This is a genomic window from Lentibacillus jeotgali (genome assembly GCF_000224785.1).
Classification (GTDB): Bacteria; Bacillota; Bacilli; order Bacillales; family Amphibacillaceae; genus Lentibacillus; species Lentibacillus jeotgali.
This window is the reverse complement of sequence record NZ_AGAV01000025.1, coordinates 115,766-139,035: the sequence shown is the minus strand read 5'-3', so window position 1 is coordinate 139,035 and position 23,270 is coordinate 115,766. Positions and strand designations below refer to the sequence as shown.

Annotated in this window: 32 protein-coding genes, 2 tRNA genes and 1 pseudogene; 5 read left to right on the top strand and 30 right to left on the bottom strand. The window is 40.9% G+C overall.

The genetic code is table 11. The annotated features are described in order from the left end of the window. The 12 genes and pseudogenes from ON01_RS18340 to ON01_RS18290 form a co-directional block, all read right to left on the bottom strand. A pseudogene (locus ON01_RS18340) lies at window positions 1-292 on the bottom strand (ArpU family phage packaging/lysis transcriptional regulator); the annotation flags it as partial. A gap of 54 nt (window positions 293-346) precedes the next feature. Then, complete coding sequence (locus ON01_RS19715) at window positions 347-517, bottom strand: hypothetical protein (RefSeq protein ID WP_175284980.1); 171 nt, start codon at window positions 515-517, stop codon at window positions 347-349. A gap of 13 nt (window positions 518-530) precedes the next feature. Beyond that, window positions 531-776, bottom strand: coding sequence for a hypothetical protein (locus tag ON01_RS18335; protein WP_010532483.1), 246 nt, complete (start codon window positions 774-776; stop codon window positions 531-533). Continuing rightward, complete coding sequence (locus ON01_RS18330; RefSeq protein ID WP_010532482.1) at window positions 769-1,191, bottom strand: hypothetical protein; 423 nt, start codon at window positions 1,189-1,191, stop codon at window positions 769-771. The genes ON01_RS18335 and ON01_RS18330 overlap by 8 nt, the downstream gene beginning before the upstream one ends. 51 nt (window positions 1,192-1,242) lie before the next feature. Further along, window positions 1,243-1,470: a hypothetical protein gene (locus ON01_RS18325; protein ID WP_010532481.1), complete on the bottom strand. Its 228-nt coding sequence runs from the start codon at window positions 1,468-1,470 to the stop codon at window positions 1,243-1,245. Between the two features lie 13 nt (window positions 1,471-1,483). Beyond that, window positions 1,484-1,687 (bottom strand): hypothetical protein, encoded by a 204-nt coding sequence (locus tag ON01_RS18320; RefSeq protein ID WP_010532480.1) that lies wholly within the window; start codon window positions 1,685-1,687, stop codon window positions 1,484-1,486. 100 nt (window positions 1,688-1,787) lie between these two features. After that, window positions 1,788-1,970, bottom strand: coding sequence for a hypothetical protein (locus ON01_RS18315; protein ID WP_010532479.1), 183 nt, complete (start codon window positions 1,968-1,970; stop codon window positions 1,788-1,790). A 1-nt stretch (window position 1,971) separates the two neighbouring features. Beyond that, window positions 1,972-2,751 carry an ATP-binding protein gene (locus ON01_RS18310; RefSeq protein WP_010532478.1) on the bottom strand — a complete coding sequence of 260 codons (780 nt, stop codon included), beginning with the start codon at window positions 2,749-2,751 and terminating at the stop codon, window positions 1,972-1,974. A 13-nt stretch (window positions 2,752-2,764) separates the two neighbouring features. After that, window positions 2,765-3,568: a phage replisome organizer N-terminal domain-containing protein gene (locus ON01_RS18650; protein WP_050901146.1), complete on the bottom strand. Its 804-nt coding sequence runs from the start codon at window positions 3,566-3,568 to the stop codon at window positions 2,765-2,767. A gap of 98 nt (window positions 3,569-3,666) precedes the next feature. Further along, window positions 3,667-4,179 (bottom strand): helix-turn-helix domain-containing protein, encoded by a 513-nt coding sequence (locus tag ON01_RS18300; RefSeq protein ID WP_010532476.1) that lies wholly within the window; start codon window positions 4,177-4,179, stop codon window positions 3,667-3,669. A 49-nt stretch (window positions 4,180-4,228) separates the two neighbouring features. Beyond that, on the bottom strand, window positions 4,229-4,435 hold the full coding sequence (locus tag ON01_RS18295; RefSeq protein ID WP_010532475.1) for a helix-turn-helix domain-containing protein: 207 nt from the start codon (window positions 4,433-4,435) through the stop codon (window positions 4,229-4,231). Next, window positions 4,435-4,665, bottom strand: a complete 231-nt coding sequence (locus ON01_RS18290; RefSeq protein ID WP_010532474.1) for a helix-turn-helix transcriptional regulator — start codon at window positions 4,663-4,665, stop codon at window positions 4,435-4,437. Before ON01_RS18290 ends, ON01_RS18295 begins: the two co-directional genes overlap by 1 nt. Window positions 4,666-4,839: 174 nt before the next feature. Between ON01_RS18290 and ON01_RS18285 the strand changes: the two genes are divergently transcribed. From ON01_RS18285 to ON01_RS18275, 3 genes are all read left to right on the top strand, one after another. Next, window positions 4,840-5,235, top strand: coding sequence for a helix-turn-helix domain-containing protein (locus tag ON01_RS18285; protein ID WP_010532473.1), 396 nt, complete (start codon window positions 4,840-4,842; stop codon window positions 5,233-5,235). A 123-nt stretch (window positions 5,236-5,358) separates the two neighbouring features. Beyond that, on the top strand, window positions 5,359-5,859 hold the full coding sequence (locus ON01_RS18280; RefSeq protein ID WP_010532472.1) for an ImmA/IrrE family metallo-endopeptidase: 501 nt from the start codon (window positions 5,359-5,361) through the stop codon (window positions 5,857-5,859). A gap of 82 nt (window positions 5,860-5,941) precedes the next feature. Then, the gene (locus ON01_RS18275) at window positions 5,942-7,120 is read left to right on the top strand and encodes a tyrosine-type recombinase/integrase (protein ID WP_010532471.1); all 1,179 of its coding nucleotides are present in this window, start codon (window positions 5,942-5,944) and stop codon (window positions 7,118-7,120) included. A 124-nt stretch (window positions 7,121-7,244) separates the two neighbouring features. On the opposite strand, the gene ON01_RS18270 is transcribed toward ON01_RS18275, so the two are convergent. From ON01_RS18270 to ON01_RS18235, 8 genes are all read right to left on the bottom strand, one after another. Further along, window positions 7,245-7,318 (bottom strand) — tRNA-Arg (locus ON01_RS18270). Window positions 7,319-7,333: 15 nt separating this feature from the next. Beyond that, a tRNA-Gly gene (locus ON01_RS18265) sits at window positions 7,334-7,404 on the bottom strand. Window positions 7,405-7,623: 219 nt separating this feature from the next. Beyond that, window positions 7,624-8,136, bottom strand: a complete 513-nt coding sequence (locus tag ON01_RS18260; RefSeq protein WP_010532470.1) for a metallophosphoesterase — start codon at window positions 8,134-8,136, stop codon at window positions 7,624-7,626. 9 nt (window positions 8,137-8,145) lie between these two features. After that, window positions 8,146-8,751 (bottom strand): XTP/dITP diphosphatase, encoded by a 606-nt coding sequence (locus ON01_RS18255; protein ID WP_010532469.1) that lies wholly within the window; start codon window positions 8,749-8,751, stop codon window positions 8,146-8,148. After that, window positions 8,748-9,515, bottom strand: a complete 768-nt coding sequence (gene rph / locus ON01_RS18250; RefSeq protein WP_010532468.1) for a ribonuclease PH — start codon at window positions 9,513-9,515, stop codon at window positions 8,748-8,750. Before rph ends, ON01_RS18255 begins: the two co-directional genes overlap by 4 nt. Before the next feature lie 142 nt (window positions 9,516-9,657). Beyond that, window positions 9,658-10,788, bottom strand: a complete 1,131-nt coding sequence (locus tag ON01_RS18245; protein WP_010532467.1) for a GerMN domain-containing protein — start codon at window positions 10,786-10,788, stop codon at window positions 9,658-9,660. Window positions 10,789-10,936: 148 nt separating this feature from the next. Continuing rightward, a complete protein-coding gene (gene racE, locus ON01_RS18240; protein WP_010532466.1) occupies window positions 10,937-11,755 on the bottom strand; it encodes a glutamate racemase in 819 nt (272 codons plus the stop codon). Window positions 11,756-11,775: 20 nt separating this feature from the next. Next, complete coding sequence (locus ON01_RS18235; protein WP_010532465.1) at window positions 11,776-12,225, bottom strand: MarR family winged helix-turn-helix transcriptional regulator; 450 nt, start codon at window positions 12,223-12,225, stop codon at window positions 11,776-11,778. 251 nt (window positions 12,226-12,476) lie between these two features. On the opposite strand from ON01_RS18235, the gene ON01_RS18230 reads away from it, so the two are divergent. Continuing rightward, window positions 12,477-12,701: a helix-turn-helix domain-containing protein gene (locus tag ON01_RS18230; RefSeq protein ID WP_010532464.1), complete on the top strand. Its 225-nt coding sequence runs from the start codon at window positions 12,477-12,479 to the stop codon at window positions 12,699-12,701. A gap of 169 nt (window positions 12,702-12,870) precedes the next feature. Here ON01_RS18230 and ON01_RS18225 read toward each other — a convergent pair whose 3' ends face one another. The 4 genes from ON01_RS18225 to ON01_RS18210 form a co-directional block, all read right to left on the bottom strand. Further along, window positions 12,871-13,311 carry an acyl-CoA thioesterase gene (locus ON01_RS18225; RefSeq protein ID WP_010532463.1) on the bottom strand — a complete coding sequence of 147 codons (441 nt, stop codon included), beginning with the start codon at window positions 13,309-13,311 and terminating at the stop codon, window positions 12,871-12,873. A gap of 71 nt (window positions 13,312-13,382) precedes the next feature. After that, a complete protein-coding gene (sdhB, locus tag ON01_RS18220) occupies window positions 13,383-14,147 on the bottom strand; it encodes a succinate dehydrogenase iron-sulfur subunit (protein ID WP_010532462.1) in 765 nt (254 codons plus the stop codon). Between the two features lie 2 nt (window positions 14,148-14,149). Then, on the bottom strand, window positions 14,150-15,913 hold the full coding sequence (sdhA, locus tag ON01_RS18215) for a succinate dehydrogenase flavoprotein subunit (protein WP_010532461.1): 1,764 nt from the start codon (window positions 15,911-15,913) through the stop codon (window positions 14,150-14,152). Window positions 15,914-15,941: 28 nt separating this feature from the next. Then, window positions 15,942-16,562: a succinate dehydrogenase cytochrome b558 subunit gene (locus ON01_RS18210; RefSeq protein ID WP_010532460.1), complete on the bottom strand. Its 621-nt coding sequence runs from the start codon at window positions 16,560-16,562 to the stop codon at window positions 15,942-15,944. A gap of 287 nt (window positions 16,563-16,849) precedes the next feature. On the opposite strand from ON01_RS18210, the gene ON01_RS18205 reads away from it, so the two are divergent. Further along, window positions 16,850-17,287 carry a YslB family protein gene (locus tag ON01_RS18205; RefSeq protein ID WP_010532459.1) on the top strand — a complete coding sequence of 146 codons (438 nt, stop codon included), beginning with the start codon at window positions 16,850-16,852 and terminating at the stop codon, window positions 17,285-17,287. Window positions 17,288-17,384: 97 nt separating this feature from the next. Here ON01_RS18205 and uvrC read toward each other — a convergent pair whose 3' ends face one another. The 6 genes from uvrC to ON01_RS18175 all read right to left on the bottom strand — a co-directional run bounded on the left by uvrC (window position 17,385) and on the right by ON01_RS18175 (window position 23,136). Continuing rightward, entirely contained in the window at window positions 17,385-19,178 is a 1,794-nt protein-coding gene (gene uvrC, locus ON01_RS18200; RefSeq protein WP_010532458.1) for an excinuclease ABC subunit UvrC, read from the bottom strand. A 325-nt stretch (window positions 19,179-19,503) separates the two neighbouring features. Continuing rightward, on the bottom strand, window positions 19,504-19,821 hold the full coding sequence (gene trxA, locus ON01_RS18195; RefSeq protein ID WP_010532457.1) for a thioredoxin: 318 nt from the start codon (window positions 19,819-19,821) through the stop codon (window positions 19,504-19,506). Window positions 19,822-19,966: 145 nt separating this feature from the next. Then, a complete protein-coding gene (locus ON01_RS18190; RefSeq protein WP_010532456.1) occupies window positions 19,967-20,932 on the bottom strand; it encodes an electron transfer flavoprotein subunit alpha/FixB family protein in 966 nt (321 codons plus the stop codon). Window positions 20,933-20,959: 27 nt separating this feature from the next. Next, entirely contained in the window at window positions 20,960-21,733 is a 774-nt protein-coding gene (locus ON01_RS18185; RefSeq protein ID WP_010532455.1) for an electron transfer flavoprotein subunit beta/FixA family protein, read from the bottom strand. Window positions 21,734-21,758: 25 nt separating this feature from the next. Continuing rightward, a complete protein-coding gene (locus ON01_RS18180) occupies window positions 21,759-22,532 on the bottom strand; it encodes an enoyl-CoA hydratase (RefSeq protein WP_010532454.1) in 774 nt (257 codons plus the stop codon). A 13-nt stretch (window positions 22,533-22,545) separates the two neighbouring features. Continuing rightward, window positions 22,546-23,136 carry a fatty acid metabolism transcriptional regulator FadR gene (locus ON01_RS18175; RefSeq protein ID WP_010532453.1) on the bottom strand — a complete coding sequence of 197 codons (591 nt, stop codon included), beginning with the start codon at window positions 23,134-23,136 and terminating at the stop codon, window positions 22,546-22,548. Window positions 23,137-23,270 lie beyond the last annotated feature (134 nt).

Genomic DNA, 23,270 nt, shown 5'->3' with positions numbered 1-23,270 from the left:
TTAAAGATTGAATGGCTGAATGCAGCGTCTCCAACCATTCTGATACTTGTATTGCTTTTATGGCATACATTTCCGTCTTGCTCTTTTTGAAATTACTGGACCCATGAGGCATATCCGGTATGGAAGAAACAATGCTCGGTACTTGCGTTTCGTTTGCCATTGCTTTAACTTTGAAATACCGATTTAGCCAGTTTTTTTCCGCATGCTCAATATAGAAATTCTGTTCATCCTTTAAAATATCTTCAATTTCCGCTTGCGTGAATATGTTCTCAACATCCGTGCTGAATTGCATGATGCGATTCACCCTTTCTTACATCTTAGATATTGATTTCAACCCTGGTTTTCTTCAATTGGCAGGATGATGCTTAGCCAATGAATGCATGACCCATGCTATCCGTTGAAAATAAATTGAGGCATGATCCAAATCATCTTGTTGGATAGTTTCTAAAGCTTTAGCTAGGTTCATATCATAATAATCCCATTCTTGTTTCATATACCCTTGATCAATTTGAAACATAACTATCTCCCCTTTATAAGTTGTTACTTAAAATCTCACTGACACAATCATATAAATCTTCTTTATTGGAATAGCATTCATGGTTGGATTTCGTGACCATTTCGTACAGGCCATGCTGATTGACTTGAACAGTTGCTTTTATTTCAGGAAGAAATAGCGATTCTTCACCTTGCAACATACCGATGGCTATATACAATGGATCAGACGCTTTTCCCAGGTATTCATAAACGTGTAATTGATGAGCCATGTTATCAGTCACGATGTTCTTCCTTCCATTTGCGTATTCTCGCATCCCCAAAATGCCGCCCAGTCCAAGACGTCAATTCTTCTAGATAAAATGGTTCTTCACAACGTGGGCAGGATGGTAGCATCTTTTTTCCTCGATACTTTTGCTCTAAATGACGTATTGTCTTTAGCCATGGTTTATAATTAATAATTCGCTTTCGTTGTTCAAGCATGTATGCCAATTGTTCATTCATTTGCTCCCAGCGTGATGCCATATCATACATGGCATCATAGGGATCAATCATTGCCCCACAGCTTGAGCACATGACGCTTCTATTTCGTGTATCAAGCATGTATTTTCTTTTTTGGCACTTGCATATCTTTTCCATCCCACGATTGATTCGAATTTGATCCATATGAATGATCTTGTTAGGCAGTTGGTCAGTCATTTTACATCCCCCCATTCATGAAATATTACATTCAAACAGCTCTCCATCTCATCAGCTTTGCCATGCCATCACTTCTTCCTCGCAGACTTCTTCACACGTAACGCCATATTCGTTTGCTAAATTTTTGATATTACTTTTTGAATAATCATTTGCTAAACACAATCGCTCGTAAAATCCGGCTCTCGGATTCGTGATTTTTAACCAAAACAGCCTTCTCCTCACGGCTTTCATATAATTCAAGTTGCTTTTAACGTCGCGAATAGACTGATTGATGGTCATTTTGATCCCCCTATCATTCAGTAATTGTCTTTTCTGGTTCCGGGTTCATAAGATCATGCAGCAACTCACCTATCATTTTTTCTTCTTCACTATTTTTTCCATTCAATGCTTCCATCCGCAGCCTGTATAAAGATAACGCTTCCCGAATAAGGTGTGCTTCCGAATAGCCGGCATGAAGCACCAATATCTTGTCATCACTTTTATTGATCACTTGCATCTACATCCTCCTGATTAGGTTTATTTATTTGACGATTTTACATATCAGCTAAGCATGGTATAATGGAAGATATCTTCTTGAACATCAGAAAGTTTGATATTTAGGCGTGTCGTTGCTTTCTGTTTTCCAGTTCATTAAGATATTTTCTTGTTTCAGCTGCCGTTGGGACATATTTGTCACCAACGGCGCTTTTATGTTGCATCCATTCCCGCCACTTCCTGTCGGTCTCCACTTGGCTATCCTTCGGGTCAAACACCATCACACTTTTCATGCCTTGCCACATCTCAAAAATTCCTCCTTCTGTAATCTAAACCATTCATAACGATAACGTTTGTATTGTCCATCATTCTTGAAAAGTTCCGTTCATTCACCCGTTCTTTGAGTTCATCACTACTTAAATTAGTCGTATAAACGGTTGCTTTACCTGAGCGATCATCGATTACTTCGAAAAGTTTAGACGTAGACCATTCTGTTTTTTGTTCCGCCCCAATATCGTCCAGCACTAATAAGTCTACACGTTGAATAACGTTTAGCAGCTCATCTTCTGTGACGCCTTGTGTATTATAGGTTCGCTTGATCTTCGTTAGCAGTTTTGGAAGGGAGAGAAACAAGCATTCATAGTCTCTTTTCATCAACGCTTTTGTTATCGAAACCGAAAGATGACTTTTTCCTGTTCCATAACCGCCTGTCAATAAGAGATTCTGTTTTCGATCAAATGAGTGGCTATACGCCAATGCCTTTTCCTTAGCCTTCTTTAAATTGCTGTCAGGTGCATCAAAGTTATCAAATGTTGCTTCTTTCAGCGAGTCATTTATCAGTGAATAATAATTAAATCTATCCATCAGATTACGATGTTTGAGCTGACTGTATTTTTTTCTGGCTGCCTTTGCCAGCTTGATATCTTCACAACTGCATCCGTAATTTGCTATGACGCGCTCCCCTTCACGTGGTCCAGAAGGGATGATCAATTCTGTTTGTGACACATGCTGATGGCAACCATCACACACAAACGTTTGAAGTCGTTTTTGTTCTGGACTTGTTATATGCTGTTTGATACTTTCCATCAGGAATCCCCCCCTAAAATCCATAATGATAACCATCATCCGCAGCAGTTGGCTTCTTATGTTCCTTTTGGCTGTTTTCGATTTCTTCCAGCGTCAATAACGATTGATTTTCCCAGTTTCGAAGAATACCCTCAACGTAATTCAACTGCCTTTTATTATTGGCACATGCTATTTCCATAGCCTTGCGTATGATTTTTTCAGGTTGCTTAAAAGAAGAATCATCCAACCACGACAACAACTGGTTTTTTGCCTGAATATTATTTAACCCGAATCCGTTACCATCCCAAAATTGAATGATTGCTGACGTCTGTTGTTGTTCTTGTTCTTTGTCTTCTTTCTTCTTTCTTCTCTCTTGTTCTTGTTCTTCTTCTGTTGCGTGATTGTCACGTGACGTCACATTTTTGGGTTTTTGTTCAATTTGTTTAGCCTTCTCACGCTCCCTTTGTTTTTGTTTTCTAATTTTATTCTGGTGCCTCACTCTATCCATTCCTTCAACATTCTGGTGTTTTTCCCAATTGCTAATGTGAATAAAGGAATCTTCGTCGATATGAATCATTCCAAATTCACGTAGAGTTTTTAATGCAAGCCTTACGGTATTAACTGGTCTACCGAATATCGTAGCAAGCATTTCTTCCGTGTATGGAATATTTTCATTTAGATAAATATAGCCATTTGCATTTGTTTTTCCTGCTTGCGCCAATAGTCTTACCCAGATTATTAGAATTGTATCTGCCTCTGGCATTTGTTCGATTAGTTTAATCTTTTCATCTTCAAACATGGAGATATTTAATTTAATCCATTTTAACTCTCGCATCATTTTCCCCTTCCTTATTTTGAATAAAAATGGCACATTTAGCTCTTGTTCCGCTATTTACTTAAAAACATTCCCCAAAATGATAAAGCTGACATTTCAATCTAAATCCACTCCTCTGATTTCCAATATGACAATCTGCTTTTCATACATTCTCGAATGGAAATACCATATTCCTGTTCTAAACAAGCTAAAAATGAATTGATAATCATTTGTAGATCCAGTAATTCTTCAGCTCTTTCTTTTATTTGATCCAATTCGTCGTTATCAGCAAATTCTGGAGGTTGAACAAAACTAAATTCGTTAAATCGTTCTATAGCTTTTTTAGATTTGTTAATAAATACTTGTTCCAAAGCTAACCTGTGCCATTCAATCGCATCCCCTGTCGTAGTAAGTGGTGCAATATAATCCATCGCAGTTTTCCGAGCGATTTCAAATCCGTACTGTGCCTCATTAAAAGCAGATGCACTCGTTATTGCTAATTCCTTTGTCATTTCCCTCCTATCGTTTTCCAAGTGTGATGCAAAGGAATTGCTTACGTGTAATTCTGTAGCTACATTTTCTTGTGTGTATCCTTTTCTTTTTCTTAATGCTTTTAATTCAATGCCCGCCTTCATTTCTTCTTCTCCCTTTTTGTATAGATTTTCATGGATTTAAGTACCAAAATCAGTAGTAAGATAGAGTCATAGATTGTTCATCTTGAACATTGTTCTGTTCCTGCTCTCTTATCCAATTATCAATAGCTTCTTTCGAGAACATAATTCGGCGACGTAGGCGAAAATGCGGAATTTCCTTTTTTCGGACCATGGTGTAAACAGTATCTTCACAAACACCCAAATATTCTGCAGCTGCTTTAACGGTAAATCGATTCATTAGATTACCTCCTTCGAGTAATTTTCATTGCATCCTTTGTAATTTTTTTCAAAAAATACAGTCCAATCGAAGCCAAGAATTGACGATATTTTTTTTGCATTCTTTACGGTTGCACCACGTTCGCCTGTTTCAATCATAGAATAAGTTGTTCTGGCAATTCCTGCTTTTTTCGCAACTTCAGCTTGTGTAAGTTCCCTTTGTTTTCGAATGGATAAAAGCCAATCTCTCATGTTTTACCTCCCAATTACACATTGTGTGTATCTATGTTTATAATTATATGTCACACTTAGTGTATTAGTCAACCTTTTAACTATATTTTTACACGTTTTGAAACATTAGTTTAAAGTCACAAATTGTGAAGTTATAATAATAATATAATGAGGGACAAATCGAGAGGTATTTGTATGCTAAAAAAACGTTTGGCACATTTAAGGAAAGAAAAAAATTTAAACCAAGAAGAATTAGCTAAAATTATCGGTGTAGCTAGGACTACTTACGCTATGTATGAACAAGGCCATAGAAGTCCTGATTACGAAACACTTAATAGGATTGCCGACTTCTATGACGTAGATGCAGATTTCCTTCTAGGACGTACAGACAATCCAAAATCATCAAGTGACGACTTTGATTCTCTGACAGAAATAAAAAAAATAGTAGATGACCTTGGCGTCCAAGATTTATTTTTTAATAACATTGATGATTGGAAAAATCTCACTCCCGAAGATGTAGAAGAATTAAGACAAGATATGGAGTATATCATGAGGAAGGCCAGGCGAAGAAAAGAGAAAGAAGATAAATAGTAATCTTGATGTACTTTATTACAATTCTATAAATATAAAATAGGTCTATGGTGTACTTTAATTTGTACACCTTTTGTTTTACAATGACATCGAACAAATGTTTGCTTGTCTGGAGGATATATGATGAACTATATTACCACCCCATTAGAAGATCATGTAGCAAATATGTACTATAAAATTGGAATATCTGAACCGGATAGCTCAATAGAAGAAATTGCAAGAAGACTGGGCATAGTGCTTTTATACAGAAAAAAACCATCATTCAGCATGGAAGGCGTAATCACTTTAAATCCGTTCACCTCCAAGGAGGTAAGGAAGATAACATTTGCTCATGAATTATATCACACGTTATATCATGTCGGAACGCAAATTGACATGCCACACTTATTTAGACAGCTACAAGAATGGCAAGCAACTAACTTTGCTTATCATTTCTGTGTGCCAACATTCATGCTGCAAAAATTAAAATTACCAGCATATAGGTCAGAAGCAATAACATTTATTGCAGAAACCTTTTGCGTAACAAATCAATTTGCAAAAGAACGACTGACTATTTATGAAAAACAAATTATTGGAACGTTATTTCACGAAAGACTATCGAGTTCTAAGGAGCTGCCCGGCTAAATGATTTGAAATAAATTGTATAGTTTCCATGATACATTTATACATTTTACTATTTTATTTTGAATAAAAAGGAGTGAATAAAATGGCCTACATTGAGAGAAGGGGAAAAAATAGTTTTCGGTTAGTAGTTACAATCGGTTATGACGAAAAAGGGACACCTCTACGGGAAAGACAAACAGTTAAAGCTAAAAATACAACAGAAGCTAAAAAGAAGTTGTCATTATTTGAAGCTGAGATACTCACAGGCAAATATGTAAAACCCGAAAAAATAACTCTGAACAAATTATATGACGAATGGTTGAAGAACATCACTGAGGACGTTCTCTCAAAGCGAACAAAGAATGAATATGTAAACGTATTCGAAAAGCGTATAAAGCCCCTATATGGGCATATGAAGCTTTCAGAAGTTAAACCAATTCATGTATTAAACTTTGTGAATGGACTGAAAAAAGATGGCGCTCGTTTAGACGGCAAAAAAGGCTCATTATCAACTTCTAGCATTAACAATTGTTATAAAGCATTCAATCACATATTAGAATTTGCAAAGAAGATGAAATGGATATCCGAAAACCCTGGGGCAGATATAGATACACCTACCGTACATCATAAAGAGACAGAGATATACAGTACCAATGAATTATTAAAGTTCATCGATTATGTTCAATGTCTTTCCTTTCGGTGGCAGGTAATTATCACTCTTGCACTATCTTCAGCAGCACGACAAAGTGAAATCGCGGCACTTGAAGCAAAACATGTTGATTTTCAGCGAGGTGGTATTCATATCAATCAAGCGTTATCTATCGAAAAAGGATCAGGTGTATTTATTAAAGATACGAAAAATAAACGTAAAAGATTTGTATCACTCCCAGTTCAGCTAATGGAGTTACTTAAAAGGCTAATTCGTATTCGGAAGCAAGAAGAGCTTAAAGCTGGAGAATATATAGAATGGCCCGGTCATTTATTTCTTTTTGCAAATGAATTCGGTAGACCACTTCGTCCAGACTCAATAAGTCAATGGTGGGGTCGGTTCATGAAAAGTGATCAATTTAATAAACTTAATTTGAGACATATCCGATTTCATGATTTAAGACACTCCTCACTAACTTATTTAAGTGAGAAGGGGCTCAGGTCGAAAGCAGTACAAAATCGCGCAGGACATGCTCGTATTACAACTACATTTGATATTTATGGCCATGGGGTCGAATCGGATGAGAAAATTGCTGCTGAATTTATCGGTGAAATGTTTAAAAATAATGCCTAAAAACCAATCCAACCCCAATTCAACCCCAATAATATATCTTCTTTACTTAGATAAAGTGATTTGTTTATCACATGAAAAAGCCTCATCCCTTGTCTATCAACGGATGAGGCTTTTTTATTCTTTACGTCCCAGGCAGGATTCGAACCTGCGACCTACAGCTTAGAAGGCTGTTGCTCTATCCTGCTGAGCTACTGGGACATGTGATATGTATGAAGCGGGTGATGGGAATCGAACCCACGACATCAGCTTGGAAGGCTGAGGTTTTACCACTAAACTACATCCGCATGATAAGTAATGATTTCTATACTGCATTCATGCACTTCAACCACGTTGGCGACTTGTAAATTATGTATGCAAGTGTTTGTCTTTCATGAACAAAGATTATTATATGCACTATTGAACGATTTGTCAATAGTTTGAAGCAATGTGTTATTGACCAGATTTTAATCCTGCCAGATTAGCAGAAATCGGCGGCAGAGCCGATTTCGTACTATTTTGGTGTGTTACGGCAGGGAGGTTGTTAACGATAACTCCTCAACAAGTTCTCCGTCAGCCGTATAAAAATGAACTTCAATTTCATCCAGTGTTTCCCATTCCATAACAGCATATGTTTTCTCCGGTCTCGTCCGCGGCAGCAAAACGCTTCCCGGATTTATCATCAATTGATTACCTATTTTTTCTGCACCGGCAATATGTGTATGACCAAAACAGACCACCTGTGCCTGGTTTTCTTCAGCCCGATAGGCAATCGCGAGCGGATTCGTTTTTACCTGGTGCAAGTGGCCATGTGCAATAAAAAAAGTAATGTCTTCTATTGTGCTTACCTGTTCTTCAGGAAATCTGGCATCTGCATCACAATTGCCACTAACTTTGATAAATCCTTCCAATGCCGGGTCATCCATTTCAAGCTCTGAGTCCCCGCAGTGGATTTTGTGCTCAATGTTATGGCGCTTATTAATGACCGCAAGTTCTTCTGTCGACCCATGACTGTCACTTACAATCAGCACGCATGGCAAATTATCACCTCATTTGGTTACCGCAAATTTTTTGACCCATTCTCGCAATTGGCGAATAGCATCACTCCTGTGGCTGATCTGATTCTTTTCCTCTGAAGAAAGCTGTGCCATCGTTTCTGAATAGCCTTTTGGTATAAATATCGGATCATAGCCGAATCCGTTATGGCCTGCTTGTGCATCGGCAATTCTGCCATCACAGTATCCTTTTTTAAAAACCGTTTCTTCACCTGGCACAGATACTGCCAACACACATACGAATCGTGCCTTGCGCTCGTCCGATTCCACACCCTGCAATTCAGCCAGCACTTTATCAATGTTCTTTTGATCATCTTTCGGTTCACCGGCGAACCTTGCTGAAAAAACGCCAGGGCGTCCATCCAGTGCATCAATCACCAGACCGGAATCATCAGCCAGCACAGGGGTCTGCAGCAATTCCGCTATCTGCTCTGCCTTCAGTGCAGCGTTTTTTTCAAATGTTGTTCCTGTTTCTTCAATGTCGTCAACTTCACGTGATAGTTCGGGAAGTGACACAGCATTTATTCCATACTCGGCGAAAAATGTTTTGAACTCTTTGGCTTTACCAATGTTTTTTGTCGCAATAATCATGTTCTTCATGGTGAGTCTTCCTTTGCTTTTTTTGTCTCCCCAACTCGGTCAGCAAGCTCGCCCAGCACCGATTTTTGAATCGCACTTAAATCCTGTATTCCGCTGCCGACAAGATGAAGCATCGACTGGAGCTGATTGCCGGTGAACGTTGCTTCTTCACCGGTTCCCTGGATTTCAATGAATTCCCCTGTACCTGTCATCACCACGTTCATATCAACAGATGCTTCGGAATCCTCTCTATAATTTAGATCGAGCAATTCTGTCCCATCCGGTGCAATCCCGACTGATATAGCTGCCAAAAAATCTGTAACCGGCATTTTTTTAATCGTCTTAGCTTGAAGTAATTTATTAAAAGCCAAAACGACAGCCACAAACGCACCGGTTATTGAAGCTGTACGCGTGCCTCCATCAGCCTGGATAACGTCACAGTCGACCCATACAGTACGTTCGCCAATTTGATTCAAATCTACAACCGATCTCAGAGCACGTCCGATTAATCGTTGGATTTCCATCGTGCGTCCGCTTACTTTTCCCTTGGACGATTCTCGAATATTTCGCTGTTCTGTAGCCCGGGGAAGCATCGCATATTCTGCTGTGATCCAGCCTTTTCCTTGACCGCGCATAAAAGGGGGCACCCGATCTTCAATACTTGCATTGCAAATCACTTTTGTATCCCCAAATTCAATAAGGACAGACCCTTCCGGATGTTTAACAAAGTCCGGTGTTATGGTTACTGACCGCAGTTCATTTTGTTGACGCTGATCATATCTCAATAGACCCATGCCTCCTTCATCATGCATTATCAATTATCCTAACATATTTTTTACAAAGACACATGATTTATGAATCCGGAACAAAAAGAAAAAAGACTGCTTAGCGCAGCCTCCTGGCAACGTCGTTAAATATTCCTTCACACTACAATTTTTCTTTTGAAATAAATGTTTGTTTAGTAACAGGTTCCGTATATGGTTCACCGTTTTCATTAAAGAGCGTTTCGACGTCTTCCACTTTCACTTCCACCGCTTCTACCGCTTCATCTTGTGTCAGAGTTCTCACAAGCGTTCCCATAACTTTATTGGAGATAACTGCCTGATCGGTATCCTGTAATACCTCCTGATTGAATACCACTTCAAGTACGCCGTCATTCAAACTTGGCTTATTGGCCAACTCTGCAGAACTGTTAAAAACGTGCTGTAAATTCGTTTCGGTATCCGGTCCCTGCATTAACGCCTGAACCATGGATCCGTATAGATTATTGTTTTCAATATCAATGTGCTGGGTTACAGGAACAAAATATTCATTCTCACTTTGAGTTGACGGATAGTACAGTGTCACCGGCTCGCTTCCCAGCAAATCTACTGTATTGGATTGAACCAGATTAATGCCATTTACTCTTGAATAGCCATCACCAATTGGTGTGCCATCCACAGGCATAGTATCCTGCGGTGTTCCATTAATTCGCAGCTTCATATTGTCCACATTTTCAAACTGCGTTACTGTATATGTCATGGCCTGCAGTATTTCGAGCTCATTTTCTGCCTGATAATTTTTGAAATCCTCGGAAACATCAACAATCATCGTTCCATTATCCTGAAGATCCAACCCGTGAATTTGCGTCCCTGCAGGTAAAACTGCCTGAAAGCCATTTGGCAGCAGCGACGTGACCGGCCCATCTTTCACCAGATATTCCAATGATTGTTCTGCCACCGTATGCGATTCCGCTTGAGGCAGCTGTAGTGTCTGCGGCGCTACCATCCCATTGGCATCAAGCAAATACAATTGCCTGTCCACTGTTGACGAGGGAGAGCTCCCTTTCGTTTCACTTGCTTCTTCGCTTTTATTTTCTTTTCCGTTTTTACTTCCTTCTCCTTGCTTATTAGCTTTGTCGCTTTGTTCACTCGGCAATTCATCAACAGCTTCAGCATCTTTTGGCGGATCCATTTCTTCGTTGTTATTCTCCAATGATTGTTCCCCCTGAAAACACCCGGATAATATAATAGTGAGAAACACCGTTAGGCCCAATAACAATAGACTGCGCTTCTGCATTTTTTTCCCTCCTACGATGGTTTGTACTATTATATATACGAGCTCAGACGGAACTTTAGACCAATCTGTAAACAAAAAAATTGAATCCCTCCTGAAAATACGTATTAGGAAGGATTCAGCGTAAAAAATGACGGTTCATCCAATTGGCTTAATATGGAAGACTTGCTTTTTCTATTGTAACAGACTGAAAATAATCAGTTGCTTCTCTGAAAATCCCTTCTGTAATCTTAGCAAAAACACCCATTTCTCCCGTCGTATAAAAACGATGCCCGGGTGAACTCGTTCCATTATATAGTTGACCGTAAAACTCCAGAATGGTACTGACCTCACGTGCTGTTTCTTCGCTTGAAGAAATCACGGTGACCTGGCCGCCGATAACTTTTTGAATGGTATCTTTAATTAACGGATAATGTGTACAGCCAAGAATCAATGTATCAATATGATTTTGTTTTTTCATCGGCAGAAGCGTTTGTTCAACTATCTTCTCAGCTTCAATTCCCGAGAGCACGCCTTGTTCAACCATCGGCACAAATAATGGACATGCCAGCGAATTAACGCAGAGGTGGGCGCTTATGCTTTTCAACGCCTTCGTGTAAGCGCTGCTGCGGATTGTCCCTTCCGTGCCGATGACACCTATATGGGTGTTTTTTGTAAACTTGACAGCTGCCCTGGCCCCGGGTTTGATGACTCCAATAACGGGAATCGACAGCTGGTTCTGAAGTTCCTCCAGCGTAAATGCGGTAGCCGTATTGCATGCCACAACAAGCATTTTAATATTTTTTTCAACCAGGAAGTCTGCCATTTCCCACGTAAATTTTTTAACCTCATCTTCTGGCCGCGGCCCGTATGGACACCTGAGCGTATCACCCAAGTATATCAGACTTTCTTTTGGCAGCTGTCGCATTAATTCATGGACAACTGTCAGACCGCCCACTCCGGAATCAATCACTCCTATTGCCCGACTCAAATAATCCCCTCTTTATGCTGTTATTTGTGATCGACATGTTGCATTTCTTCATACAAAAATGTAAGCATTTCGTTTAATAATTCTGTCTGGTCTCCAGAAAAATTATCCAGAACATGACCTAAATATTTCTGACGCTTCTCAATGACCTCCTCTATTATCGTCCGGCCCTTTGACAAAATATGAATTCTTACGACACGTCGGTCATTCGTATCTCTTACACGCTCAACCAGTTTATTCTTTTCCAGGCGGTCCACCAGGTCTGTCGTCGTACTGAATGCTAAACCATTTTTATTTGACAGCTCGCCAATCGTCAAATCGCCCTCTATCAGAAACTGCAGGGCAATAAATTGCGGTGAAGTAATCGGGTAATGGTTCAATATTTTCCGCCCGTTCTGCTTGATCATACCTGATATGTAGCGTAACCGCTTTTCGAGAATTGCAATGGTTTCTGTTGATATTTCATGATTCAATACAGGTGTACCTCCTCAGGAATTTTCCATTTTTGTATACGTATTTTAACACATCACGACAAAAATAGCAGTGTTTCCAGTAGATCAGCAAAATAAAGTATGTGTGAGCAAACCCTATAATGGACTACTGTCATAATATTAAACTTCCTTTCAAAATGTGCTCACCGTTTACACATATTTTCATACGCTAATAGTGACTAAATAATTCACCCTTCATCTGCAGCTCTTTGACAGCAAGGAGGGGTTATCATTTGAAGGACGATACGTACAAACCAAAGCAACTATTAACAAAACGTGAAAAAGAAGTTTTCGAACTCTTAGTACAAGATAAAACAACCAAGGAAATTGCCCAGGAATTGTTCATATCTGAAAAAACGGTCCGGAACCACATTTCCAATTCAATGCAAAAATTAGGAGTCAAGGGGCGATCACAAGCAGTGGTAGAGCTTCTCCGCATGGGGGAGTTAAAACTCTGAAAAAAAACCGACTTTCTTCAAGGAAGTCGGTTTTCACATTGGTTATTTATAAATGATATTTTCATGACGATGTTAGTTTATTATATCCGAAAGGCGGAAAGTTTCCGTCAGCAGCGAATCCAACAAAGACAAGAGATATCGACATGGACAACTTCTAAAAACTTAAGTATTATTCAGCCTTAAGACTGCTTTTCATGGAGTCGGATAATGACACCGGCTCACCGGTTTTACGATCTATGTAAACCATTCTTCCGCGTCCTGTCAGACAGAGTTCATTTTCACCGTCTACACCCATGTAATGAACATCAAACGAAGTCGTCCCGATATGACCAGCTTTTACATACAGTTTCAAGTCTTCATTGAAATACAACTGCTTAAGATAATCGCACTGCAGGTCTGCCACAATCGGCATACCTCCACTGTAGTCATTATTAAACAGACCGATGAATTTCAAAAATTCAATGCGTGCCTCTTCGAAATAAATGAATGGTGATACGTTATTAACATGACCGAACATGTCAGTTTCAGAGAACCGTATTTTGATTGGAATATAGAAAGAAAACGCAGACCGCCAATCTTCCATGTTTTCAATATAAGAAACTTTACTCAATTTGATCGCCTCCCTATTAAAATGACCCCTGCCGCAATTTGACAAGGGTCATAAGATTCATAGATTCATAGTTAATGAGCTTCATCACTACCAAAGAAGTTCTTAAATGCCTGAATGTTGGTTGCGCGGTTCATAGCAGCAATTGATGTTGTCAATGGAATTCCCTTAGGACAAACCTGTACACAGTTTTGTGCGTTACTGCAGCCGCCAATCCCCCCATCTTCCATTAAGCCTTCCAGACGTTCACTTGCATTCATTTCACCTGTTGGATGTGAATTGAACAAACGAGCTTGTGATAAAGCAGCTGGACCAATGAAGTCCGACTTGTCATTAACATTCGGGCATGCTTCCAGGCAAACCCCGCAGGTCATACACTTTGACAATTCATAAGCCCATTGGCGTTTCTTTTCCGGCATACGGGGGCCAGGACCGAGATCATACGTTCCGTCAATTGGAATCCATGCCTTGACTTGTTTTAGCGCGTCAAACATCTGTTCCCGATCAACGAACAAGTCTCGGATTACCGGGAATGTACTCATTGGCTCCAAGCGAATCGGCTGTTCAAGCTCATCTACCAGTGCAGCACATGACTGCCGTGCTGTTCCATTGATAACCATGGAACAAGCACCGCAGACTTCCTCAAGACAGTTCATATCCCATTGAACCGGCGCTGTGTCTTCCCCATTGGCATTCACAGGATTTCTGCGAATTTCCATAAGCCCGGAGATAACGTTCATACCCGATTTATACGGGATTTCAAAGGTCTCTTCATAAGGAGAAGAATCCGGGCTGTCCTGACGAGTTATAACAAACGTTACAGTACTTTCTTCAGCCATTATTACTTACTCCCTTCGCTTTTTTTAGTGTAGTCGCGTTTACGTGGTGGAATATGCGATAAATCAACTTCCTCATATGTGATGACCGGGTCGTTGGTCTTTTCATCATAGTGAGCAATCGTTGTTTTCAGGAAGTTTTCGTCGTCACGTTCAGGAAAATCCGGTTTATAATGTGCTCCGCGTGTTTCATCACGCTTAAGAGCGCCATTGGTTATAACGCGGGCTAAATGAAGCATGCTTTCAAGCTGGCGGGTGAACATAACACTTTGGTTGTTCCAGCGGGATGTATCATTAATATTAATGTTTTCCCAGCGCTCCATCAGCTCCTGGATCTTCTTATCTGTCTCCTTCAGTTTATCGTTGTAGCGGACAACGGTTACGTTATCTGTCATTAACTCTCCCAGTTCTTTATGAATCTGGTAAGCATTTTCAGTACCGTTCATCTGCATCAGCTTTTCGAAATTTTCCTGCTCTTCTTTTTCTCTGTCTTCGAACAGTTTTGATGGCATATCATCAACATGTTTCTCAAGACCTTCAATATATTCAATTGCTTTCGGTCCGGCTACTGATCCGCCATAAATCGCGGAAAGTAATGAATTGGCTCCCAGTCGGTTGCCCCCATGCTGAGAAAAATCACATTCCCCGGCAGCGAAAATCCCAGGAATGCTTGTCATCTGATCGTAGTCAACCCAGAGTCCGCCCATTGAGTAGTGGACAGCAGGGAAAATTTTCATCGGCACCTTGCGCGGATCGTCACCAACGAATTTTTCATATATTTCAATGATACCGCCCAGCTTAACGTCAAGTTCTTTCGGATCTTTATGGGACAGGTCAAGGTAAACCATGTTCTCCCCGTTTATGCCAAGTTTCTGGTGAACACAAACGTCAAAAATTTCCCGTGTTGCAATATCACGCGGAACCAGATTACCGTATGCCGGATACTTTTCTTCAAGGAAGTACCATGGCTCGCCATCTTTATACGTCCAGATCCGGCCGCCTTCACCGCGTGCTGACTCACTCATCAGACGGAGTTTATCATCGCCCGGTATGGCAGTTGGATGGATTTGAATAAATTCACCATTTGCATATTTAGCGCCTTGACGGTATAAAATGCTGGCTGCCGATCCGGTATTGATCATTGAGTTCGTTGATTTACCAAAAATAATGCCTGGTCCGCCCGATGCCAAAATGACGGCATCAGCAGGGAATGACTTAATCTCATGGGACCGGATATTTTGACCGACAATACCACGGCCAGTGTTTTCTTCGTCAATAATCGCACCGACAAATTCCCAGCTTTCATATTTATTGACCAGACCTTCTACTTCATAACGGCGTACCTGTTCATCCAATGCATACAGCAGCTGCTGGCCAGTGGTCGCTCCTGCATATGCTGTGCGATGGTGCTGTGTACCTCCAAAACGACGGAAGTCAAGCAGCCCTTCAGGTGTTCGGTTAAACATAACGCCCATGCGGTCAAGCATATTGATAATGCTTGGAGCCGCATCACACATAGCTTTAACCGGGGGCTGATTGGCAAGAAAGTCTCCGCCGTAAACTGTATCGTCAAAGTGAATCCATGGCGAGTCGCCTTCACCTTTCGTATTTACCGCACCATTGATTCCACCTTGAGCACACACAGAGTGAGACCGTTTAACAGGCACAATAGAAAACAAATCAACATTCACACCTGCTTCTGCTGCTTTGATTGTTGCCATGAGACCGGCTAAGCCGCCGCCGACAACAATAACTTTACGATTACTCATATCGATTACTCACTCCTTGTTTTCTGTATTAAACTCCGTAAGCAAATTGAATCAGTGCTCTGACACCAACATAGCTAAGAGCAAGAAAGACGATTAGTGTTGCGTATGTAGCATATTTCTGGGATTTTGGTGATTGTGTGAAGCCCCATGAAACAAGAAAGCTCCAAAGACCATTGGCGAAATGGAATGTGGTCGAAATAACACCAATAATATAGAACCAGAACATGACTGGATTTGATAGAATATTTTCCATCAGATTATAATCAAGTTCCACATTGCCAAGACCAATTTGAACACGTGTTTCCCATACATGCCATGCAATAAATACGAACGTAATGATACCTGTTATCCGCTGCATCAGATACATCCAGTTACGGAAATAACCATAATGGTTTGTATTGCTCTTTCCAACAAAGACAATATAAACGCCCAAGATTGCATGGAATAAAATCGGCAGATATATCACCAGGATTTCCAGTGCTAACCGGAATGGCAAGTCATGCATAAAAGATGCTGCCTGATTAAAACTTTCCTCGCCATATACAGCGAAATGGTTAACAACAAGGTGCTGAATAAGGAAAACCCCGATTGGTATGACGCCTAATAGGGAATGGAGCCTGCGGTAAAAAAACTCTCGATGTTCTGCCATTTGTTTACCCCCCTCGTTTAAGATGTTAAGTTTTTACTGGATGCACATTTTTAACAATAAACCCCTATACTTTTATTGCCCAAAAATGTACAATTTATGACATATTTATTGTACTTCTAACTATGATGGGCGTCAAGAAAAGGAAATACTCTTGTGTGCCGCGGCACCAAAATCTTGCTGATGCCGCTTGAACTTTGACACTTTTGCATGGATAATAATAATAGAAGAACAATTGATTGAAACAATGAATTTGCCGTGCATTTGTTACTTGGGAAAGGATGACATCAATGTCAAAAGATCACGATTCCATGCCTATCACACTTCTGGACCAATTACATACAACTGGAGCCGGATACGACATTATCCGCTACATCGGTTTACCTGATGTATTTGGACAAGAATCACCCACCCTTCTCTATTTTATGGGGAAAAATATTGCCAGAAAATTGGATATGCAAACTGTATCAGATATTATCTATGCATTCGAAAAATTAGGGTGGGGGCATTTGGAGCTTGTTAAAGAAAAAAAGAATGAACTTGTTTTTCAATTGATGGCCGATTCAGTCGTATACCGTCTTAACGCCCCACTGAATACTGAGTTCCGTCTTGAAGCGGGATTTCTATCCGAATCAATTGAACGAATCAAAGAACGATCATGCGAATGCAAAGAAGAGCTGTATAAAAAGATTCACCAAATCGAATTCACTGTCGTGTTCTCGGATTAAAACATTCAGAGGAGACTCCCAACATGGTTTCTCCCACTGAATGTTACTTGAACAGTATCGGATATTTGCGGGATAAAATGGAGGGAAGCCGAATGACTTACGTTGTTTCGCTGCCCTCTTCATGGTTCAGGTGAGACAGTATTTTTTTAGCGACATCCTGCGGTACACCCAGTTTTGTAATATTCTCCACAGAGGCTTCTTTGATTTCGCTGATATTTTTGAAATGTGCGAGCAGAAGCCGTCTCCGCTGTTTGCCTACCCCAGGGATCTTATCGAGCTCTGATTGAACCAGATTTTTTCCGCGCAGCTGCCTGTGAAATGAAATCGCAAACCGGTGGACTTCATCCTGAACCCGCTGCACAAGATAAAACGCCTGGGATTTTCTTGACAATGGGACAATAGCAGGCGGATGGCCATATAGCAATTCGCTGGTTTTATGTTTATCATCCTTCACCAAACCACATAGCGGAATATCCAGGCCCAGTTCATTTTCCAGAACATCCAGCGCAGCACTCATCTGTCCCTTACCGCCATCGACAATAATCAAATCAGGGAGCGGATGCTTCTCTTTTAATACTCTTGTATACCGCCGGCGTATGACTTCCCGCATCGTTTCATAATCGTCCGGGCCTTTGACATCTCTGATTTTATATTTGCGGTATTCTTTCTTATCAGGTTTGCCGTCTGTAAAAACAACCATAGCCGAGACCGGATCAGTTCCCTGAATATTGGAATTATCAAACGCTTCAATTCTATGCGGCGTTTCAATACTGAGGGTCTCACCCAGCTTTTCAACGGCTTCTATTGTTCTCTCCTCATCACGCTCAATTAACGAAAACTTTTCATCAAGCGCAATGTCAGCGTTTTTTATGGCCAGCTCAACAAGTTCTTTTTTTCTGCCGCGAAATGGGGTGTGTACATTTATTTCCAACAGTTCACCTAATATATCTGTATCTGTTCCAATCGGCACCAGTAGCTGTTTTGGCTTCAAATGGCGCTGGTGTAAATAAAATCGTCCAATAAAACTGACAAACGTGTCATCAGGATCATCGAAAAATGGGAAAATCGACACATCCCGTTCAATAAGTTTTCCCTGCCTGACAAAGAATACTTGGATACACATCCAGCCTTTGTCATAGCTATAACCGAATATATCACGGTCAACCTGATCATTCAGTGTCATTCGCTGCCGCTCCATAACAGCCTCAAGATGCTGAATCAGATCACGGAGTTCTTTTGCCCGTTCAAAATTCAGCTCTTGACTTGCCTCGTGCATTTTTGCAGTAAGATCATTTTTAATCTCTTTATGTCCGCCCTGTAAAAATGATGTGATACTTTGCGTGATTTCTTTGTATGTTTCTTCCGGCACCGGTTTTTCGCTGCATGCCAGACACTGTCCCATATGATAATAAATGCATGGGCGACCGGGAGGATTGTTGCATTTACGCAACGGATACAGCCGGTCAAGCAATTTTTTGGCTTCCTTGGCCGCCATTACATTGGTATAAGGCCCAAAATACTTCCCTCTATCCTTTTTTATGTTTCTTGTGATAAGCAGGCGCGGATGCCGTTCAGAAGTGATTTTTAAATACGGGTATGATTTGTCATCTTTTAAGCGAACATTGTATCTGGGATCGTACTTTTTAATTAAATTCATTTCCAGAATCAATGCTTCCATTTCGGATGTGGTCACAATATACTCAAAATCCTGAATCTCCTGAACCAGCCGCTGTGTCTTTCGGTCATTTGCTCCTGTAAAATAAGATCGAACTCTGTTTCGAAGCTTTTTCGATTTTCCGACGTAAATGACAGTTCCGTTTTTGTCTTTCATCAGATAGCAGCCGGGTTGTGCCGGCAGAACCGCCAATTTTTCACTTAGTTGCTGGTTCATCTGCAAACTCATCCCCCGAAAAAAGTGTACCAGAATCTGTTCAAAAAGGAGGCTAAAAGGACCGAGAACTTCAAGGCAGCTCAGTTTCGAGCACAAGGAAAGCTTCCTTGAGTTTACATCACACGCGAGCATTAGTGCTTTTCTTTTCCAAGGAGCAGAATGTATGCATTTAGATACATGAACCGCGGAGAAACAAGCCAACGCCGAAATTCAATGTGTCAGTTTTACCGGACTTTTTGAACAACCTCTATCAGATTACACAGAATCCCTTGTCACATAATGTGGCAAGGGATTCTGTCAAGAATTCCAAATTCTATTATACACCTTAAGAGGCATGTTTGTTAATTAAATCAACTAAGGCTTCTTTTGGCTGAAAACCAACAACTTGATCGACGACTTTTCCGTCTTTGAAAAGCAGGAGCGTCGGGATACTCATAACCCCATATTTTCCGGCGGTTTCCTGATTTTCATCAACATCAAGCTTAACAATTTGTACTTTGTCTTCCATCTCACCGTCTATTTCTTCCAGTACGGGTGCAATCATTTTGCATGGTCCGCACCATGGAGCCCAAAAATCAGCCAACACTAAACCTTCAGCTGTTTCCTGGCCAAAGTTTTGGTCAGTTACATGTTCAATTGCCATTGTTATTTCCCTCCTCAATCAATAAACTATGTTTTGAGTATATCATCGTTAGTAATTCCTCGCGAATACTTTGCTTATTCCTCTGACGTAGGGCAGAAGGCGAAAAGGTCTGACCAGCAAGCGATCAGACCTCATTTAAACGTATCTACACTGTCTGTTTAAGCTCCTCAGTCAGCTTTGGAATGACTTCAAATATATCACCGACGATGCCATAGTCCGCGACATTGAAAATATTAGCTTCCGGATCCTTGTTGATAGCAACTATCACTTTTGAGTTGGACATACCGGCCAAATGCTGGATGGCACCCGAAATACCGACAGCTATATACAAATCGGGTGTTACCACTTTACCTGTCTGGCCAATCTGCAGGGAATAGTCACAGTACTCAGCATCACATGCACCACGGGATGCTCCGACTGCCCCACCCAGTATGTCGGCAAGTTCATAGAGCGGTTCGAAGCCTTCTGCGCTTTTCACACCGCGTCCGCCGGCAACAATGACATTTGCTTCAGATAGGTCAACGCCTTCAGAAGCTTTGCGGATGACATCTTTTATGACGGTATTGATGTCTTTAACATCAACCTCTTTTGACGTTACATCACCTGAGCGTGACGCGTCACGTTCTAATGCAGGAATATTGTTCGGGCGGATGGTTGCGAACGTTAAACCGCTTGTCATCACCTTTTTCTCAAATGCTTTTCCGGAATAAATTGGCCTGGTAAACACCGCTTTATCACCATCATTTTCAATATCAGTGGCGTCGGAAATTAAACCGGTTCCAAGCTTTGCAGCAAGTTTTGGTGTCAAATCCTTGCCGATGGCCGTGTGGCCCATGACAATTCCATCCGGTGATTCATCTTCAATAACGGCCATAACCGCCTGGGAATAACCTTCAGACGTATATGATTCCAGGTTATCATGCGTTACTGTTACGACACGGTCGGCACCATGATAGATGACTTCCTGCCCTGATTCATTCAGATCATCACTGCCGCACAAGACACCAACAATCTCCGCATCGGAATCGATTTTTTTGGCAGCTGCCACTGCTTCAAATGTGACATTACGCAATTCACCATCTCTTGCTTCCCCTATGACAAGTAGTTTCATACTGTTTTCCTCTCCTCTCCGTTATGTTTAAAGTACTTTTGCGTCATCTTTAAGCAGGGAGATCAATTCTTTCACCTGATCATCAATCTCGCCTTCCAGAACACGTCCTGCTTCTTTTTCCGGAGGCAGAAATACGTCAATTGTTTCAGTTTTTGCTTCGACATCATCTTCATCAAGATCCAAATCATCGAGTTCCAGTTCTTCCAGCGGTTTTTTCTTAGCTTTCATAATTCCCGGAAGTGATGGATATCTCGGCTCGTTCAGACCTTGCTGACAAGTTACGAGCAACGGAAGGCTTGTTTCGATTTTCTCAACATCACCTTCAACGTCTTTATCGATCTTAGCTGTATCGCTATCAATCTCAAGTGCCGTGATGGTCGTCACATAATTGATCCCCAGACTTTCAGCGAGTCTTGGACCAACCTGACCACTTGCTTCATCGATGGCTACGTTTCCTCCCAGGATAAGGTCAGCTTCTTTATCTTCAAAGTATGCATGCAGGATTTGGGCTGTGGTGAACTGATCCCCGTCCTCGACATCGTCTTCCGTGTTGATCAGCACAGCCTTATCAGCGCCCATAGCAAGTGCCGTGCGCAGCTGTTTTTCAGACTCTTCATCACCTACAGTGATAACCGTCACTTCTCCTCCGTGTTCGTCCCGCTGCTTAATCGCCTCTTCCACTGCATACTCATCATATGGATTGATAATATATTCAGCACTCTCATCTTCAATTCGTCCGTCAGATACGATAATCTTCTCTTCTGTATCAAACGTTCTTTTCAGCAATACGTAGATGTTCATATTTTTCCTCCTTATCCCTATCAATCTATTTATCACGAAAATTCGGTTTACGCTTTTCGATAAAAGCCTGAATGCCTTCTGAAGCATCTTCTGTTCCGAATACTTTCGCGAATGCTTTAGCTTCTTCCTGCACGCCTTTGGCAAATTGTTCAGATTTCGCATAAGGAATCAGCCCCATAACCGCTTCAACCGACAATCTGCTCTTACCGGCAATCGACTGGGCAAGTTCGTGTGATTTCTCAAATACTTCTTCATCCTGAACAACCTGATTTGCCAGCCCCGATTCTTTTGCTTCTTTTCCTGTGATCGGCTGACCGGTTAGTATCATTTCATACGCTTTTGCTGTACCAACATAACCTGGCAGGCGCTGTGTTCCGGCAAAACCCGGGATGATCCCCAGCGTCAACTCGGGCAGACCGAGTTTGGCGTTTTCACCAGCTATTCGGATGTGACAGGCCATCGCCAGCTCAAGCCCGCCTCCTAAAGCGGCGCCGTGAATGGCAGCAATGACCGGTATTTTGAAATGCTCGATTCTTTCAAACAGCTGATGACCTTTTTCGGATAAAGATTCATAATCAGAGTCACTTTGCAATGCCGTAAATTCTTTTATATCTGCTCCTGCAGAAAAGAATTTCCCTTCCCCATTCAGAACAACAGCTTTAGCCGTGTTATCGTTTTCAATTTCGTCAAGGCGGTTGCCTAAATCATCTAACAAACCACTGGATAATGCGTTTGCCGGTGGACTTTGTATCGTCAGCACCGCTACGTTATTTTTCACTTCGTACGCAATTGTCGTCATATCAATCCCCCCTTTATTTACTTTGTACTGAAAGTCCGTTAATGATGAATGCATGAACTTCCGGAGCCTTCCGGACAAGATCATATTTCTGTTCTTTCATGACCCAGTTCGTCACAATTTCATCCAGAGTACCAAAAATCATCTGTCTGATGAGGAGAACATTCAGATCATCCCGAAACATGTTTGTCCTGGTCCCCTCTATGATTATATCATCAATAACGGTTAAATAGGGTTTTAAAATCGAATTAATTTTCAGCCTTAGATCTGTATTGGATTGTCTTAATTCCAGCTGAGTCACAATAGCCAAGTGATGATCTTCGGAAAGCTGGTGGAAATGCATTTCAATCAGCTTTAAAAGTTTCTCCTCAGCATTATTCATGTTGCTGATGGCGTGGGCGATTTTTTCAATAAACTGACCCATTTTTTCCTCAAAAACAGATATTAGAATGTCCTCTTTATTATTAAAGTAAAGGTAAATGGTTCCATCAGCGACACCTGCTTTTTTAGCAATTTTAGATACTTGTGAAGCATGGTATCCATTTTCTGCGATAACTTCTACGGCTGCCTCAATAATTTGGTTGTATTTTGGTTTATTTTTTTTCATCTCTATCTCCTTAGCAAACACGGTATCCCCTGAAAGTGAATGAATAATCATTCATGTTTTAGTTTATAAAAATAATATGAATCTGTCAATATACAGCTTGTTCAAAAAACCACTAAAAAAGAGGGAGACTCATG

What these genes read in the sequence shown, in the direction of transcription:
- ON01_RS19715 (WP_175284980.1), bottom strand. Translation starts at nt 517, where the DNA reads ATGTTTCAAATTGATCAAGGGTATATGAAACAAGAATGGGATTATTAT.
- ON01_RS18330 (WP_010532482.1), bottom strand. Translation starts at nt 1,191, where the DNA reads ATGACTGACCAACTGCCTAACAAGATCATTCATATGGATCAAATTCGA.
- ON01_RS18325 (WP_010532481.1), bottom strand. Translation starts at nt 1,470, where the DNA reads ATGACCATCAATCAGTCTATTCGCGACGTTAAAAGCAACTTGAATTAT.
- ON01_RS18320 (WP_010532480.1), bottom strand. Translation starts at nt 1,687, where the DNA reads ATGCAAGTGATCAATAAAAGTGATGACAAGATATTGGTGCTTCATGCC.
- ON01_RS18315 (WP_010532479.1), bottom strand. Translation starts at nt 1,970, where the DNA reads ATGTGGCAAGGCATGAAAAGTGTGATGGTGTTTGACCCGAAGGATAGC.
- ON01_RS18310 (WP_010532478.1), bottom strand. Translation starts at nt 2,751, where the DNA reads ATGGAAAGTATCAAACAGCATATAACAAGTCCAGAACAAAAACGACTT.
- ON01_RS18650 (WP_050901146.1), bottom strand. Translation starts at nt 3,568, where the DNA reads ATGATGCGAGAGTTAAAATGGATTAAATTAAATATCTCCATGTTTGAA.
- ON01_RS18300 (WP_010532476.1), bottom strand. Translation starts at nt 4,179, where the DNA reads ATGAAGGCGGGCATTGAATTAAAAGCATTAAGAAAAAGAAAAGGATAC.
- ON01_RS18295 (WP_010532475.1), bottom strand. Translation starts at nt 4,435, where the DNA reads ATGAATCGATTTACCGTTAAAGCAGCTGCAGAATATTTGGGTGTTTGT.
- ON01_RS18290 (WP_010532474.1), bottom strand. Translation starts at nt 4,665, where the DNA reads ATGAGAGATTGGCTTTTATCCATTCGAAAACAAAGGGAACTTACACAA.
- ON01_RS18285 (WP_010532473.1), top strand. Translation starts at nt 4,840, where the DNA reads ATGCTAAAAAAACGTTTGGCACATTTAAGGAAAGAAAAAAATTTAAAC.
- ON01_RS18280 (WP_010532472.1), top strand. Translation starts at nt 5,359, where the DNA reads ATGAACTATATTACCACCCCATTAGAAGATCATGTAGCAAATATGTAC.
- ON01_RS18275 (WP_010532471.1), top strand. Translation starts at nt 5,942, where the DNA reads ATGGCCTACATTGAGAGAAGGGGAAAAAATAGTTTTCGGTTAGTAGTT.
- ON01_RS18255 (WP_010532469.1), bottom strand. Translation starts at nt 8,751, where the DNA reads ATGAAGAACATGATTATTGCGACAAAAAACATTGGTAAAGCCAAAGAG.
- ON01_RS18245 (WP_010532467.1), bottom strand. Translation starts at nt 10,788, where the DNA reads ATGCAGAAGCGCAGTCTATTGTTATTGGGCCTAACGGTGTTTCTCACT.
- sdhB (WP_010532462.1), bottom strand. Translation starts at nt 14,147, where the DNA reads ATGGCTGAAGAAAGTACTGTAACGTTTGTTATAACTCGTCAGGACAGC.
- sdhA (WP_010532461.1), bottom strand. Translation starts at nt 15,913, where the DNA reads ATGAGTAATCGTAAAGTTATTGTTGTCGGCGGCGGCTTAGCCGGTCTC.
- ON01_RS18210 (WP_010532460.1), bottom strand. Translation starts at nt 16,562, where the DNA reads ATGGCAGAACATCGAGAGTTTTTTTACCGCAGGCTCCATTCCCTATTA.
- ON01_RS18205 (WP_010532459.1), top strand. Translation starts at nt 16,850, where the DNA reads ATGTCAAAAGATCACGATTCCATGCCTATCACACTTCTGGACCAATTA.
- uvrC (WP_010532458.1), bottom strand. Translation starts at nt 19,178, where the DNA reads ATGAACCAGCAACTAAGTGAAAAATTGGCGGTTCTGCCGGCACAACCC.
- trxA (WP_010532457.1), bottom strand. Translation starts at nt 19,821, where the DNA reads ATGGCAATTGAACATGTAACTGACCAAAACTTTGGCCAGGAAACAGCT.
- ON01_RS18190 (WP_010532456.1), bottom strand. Translation starts at nt 20,932, where the DNA reads ATGAAACTACTTGTCATAGGGGAAGCAAGAGATGGTGAATTGCGTAAT.
- ON01_RS18185 (WP_010532455.1), bottom strand. Translation starts at nt 21,733, where the DNA reads ATGAACATCTACGTATTGCTGAAAAGAACGTTTGATACAGAAGAGAAG.
- ON01_RS18180 (WP_010532454.1), bottom strand. Translation starts at nt 22,532, where the DNA reads ATGACGACAATTGCGTACGAAGTGAAAAATAACGTAGCGGTGCTGACG.
- ON01_RS18175 (WP_010532453.1), bottom strand. Translation starts at nt 23,136, where the DNA reads ATGAAAAAAAATAAACCAAAATACAACCAAATTATTGAGGCAGCCGTA.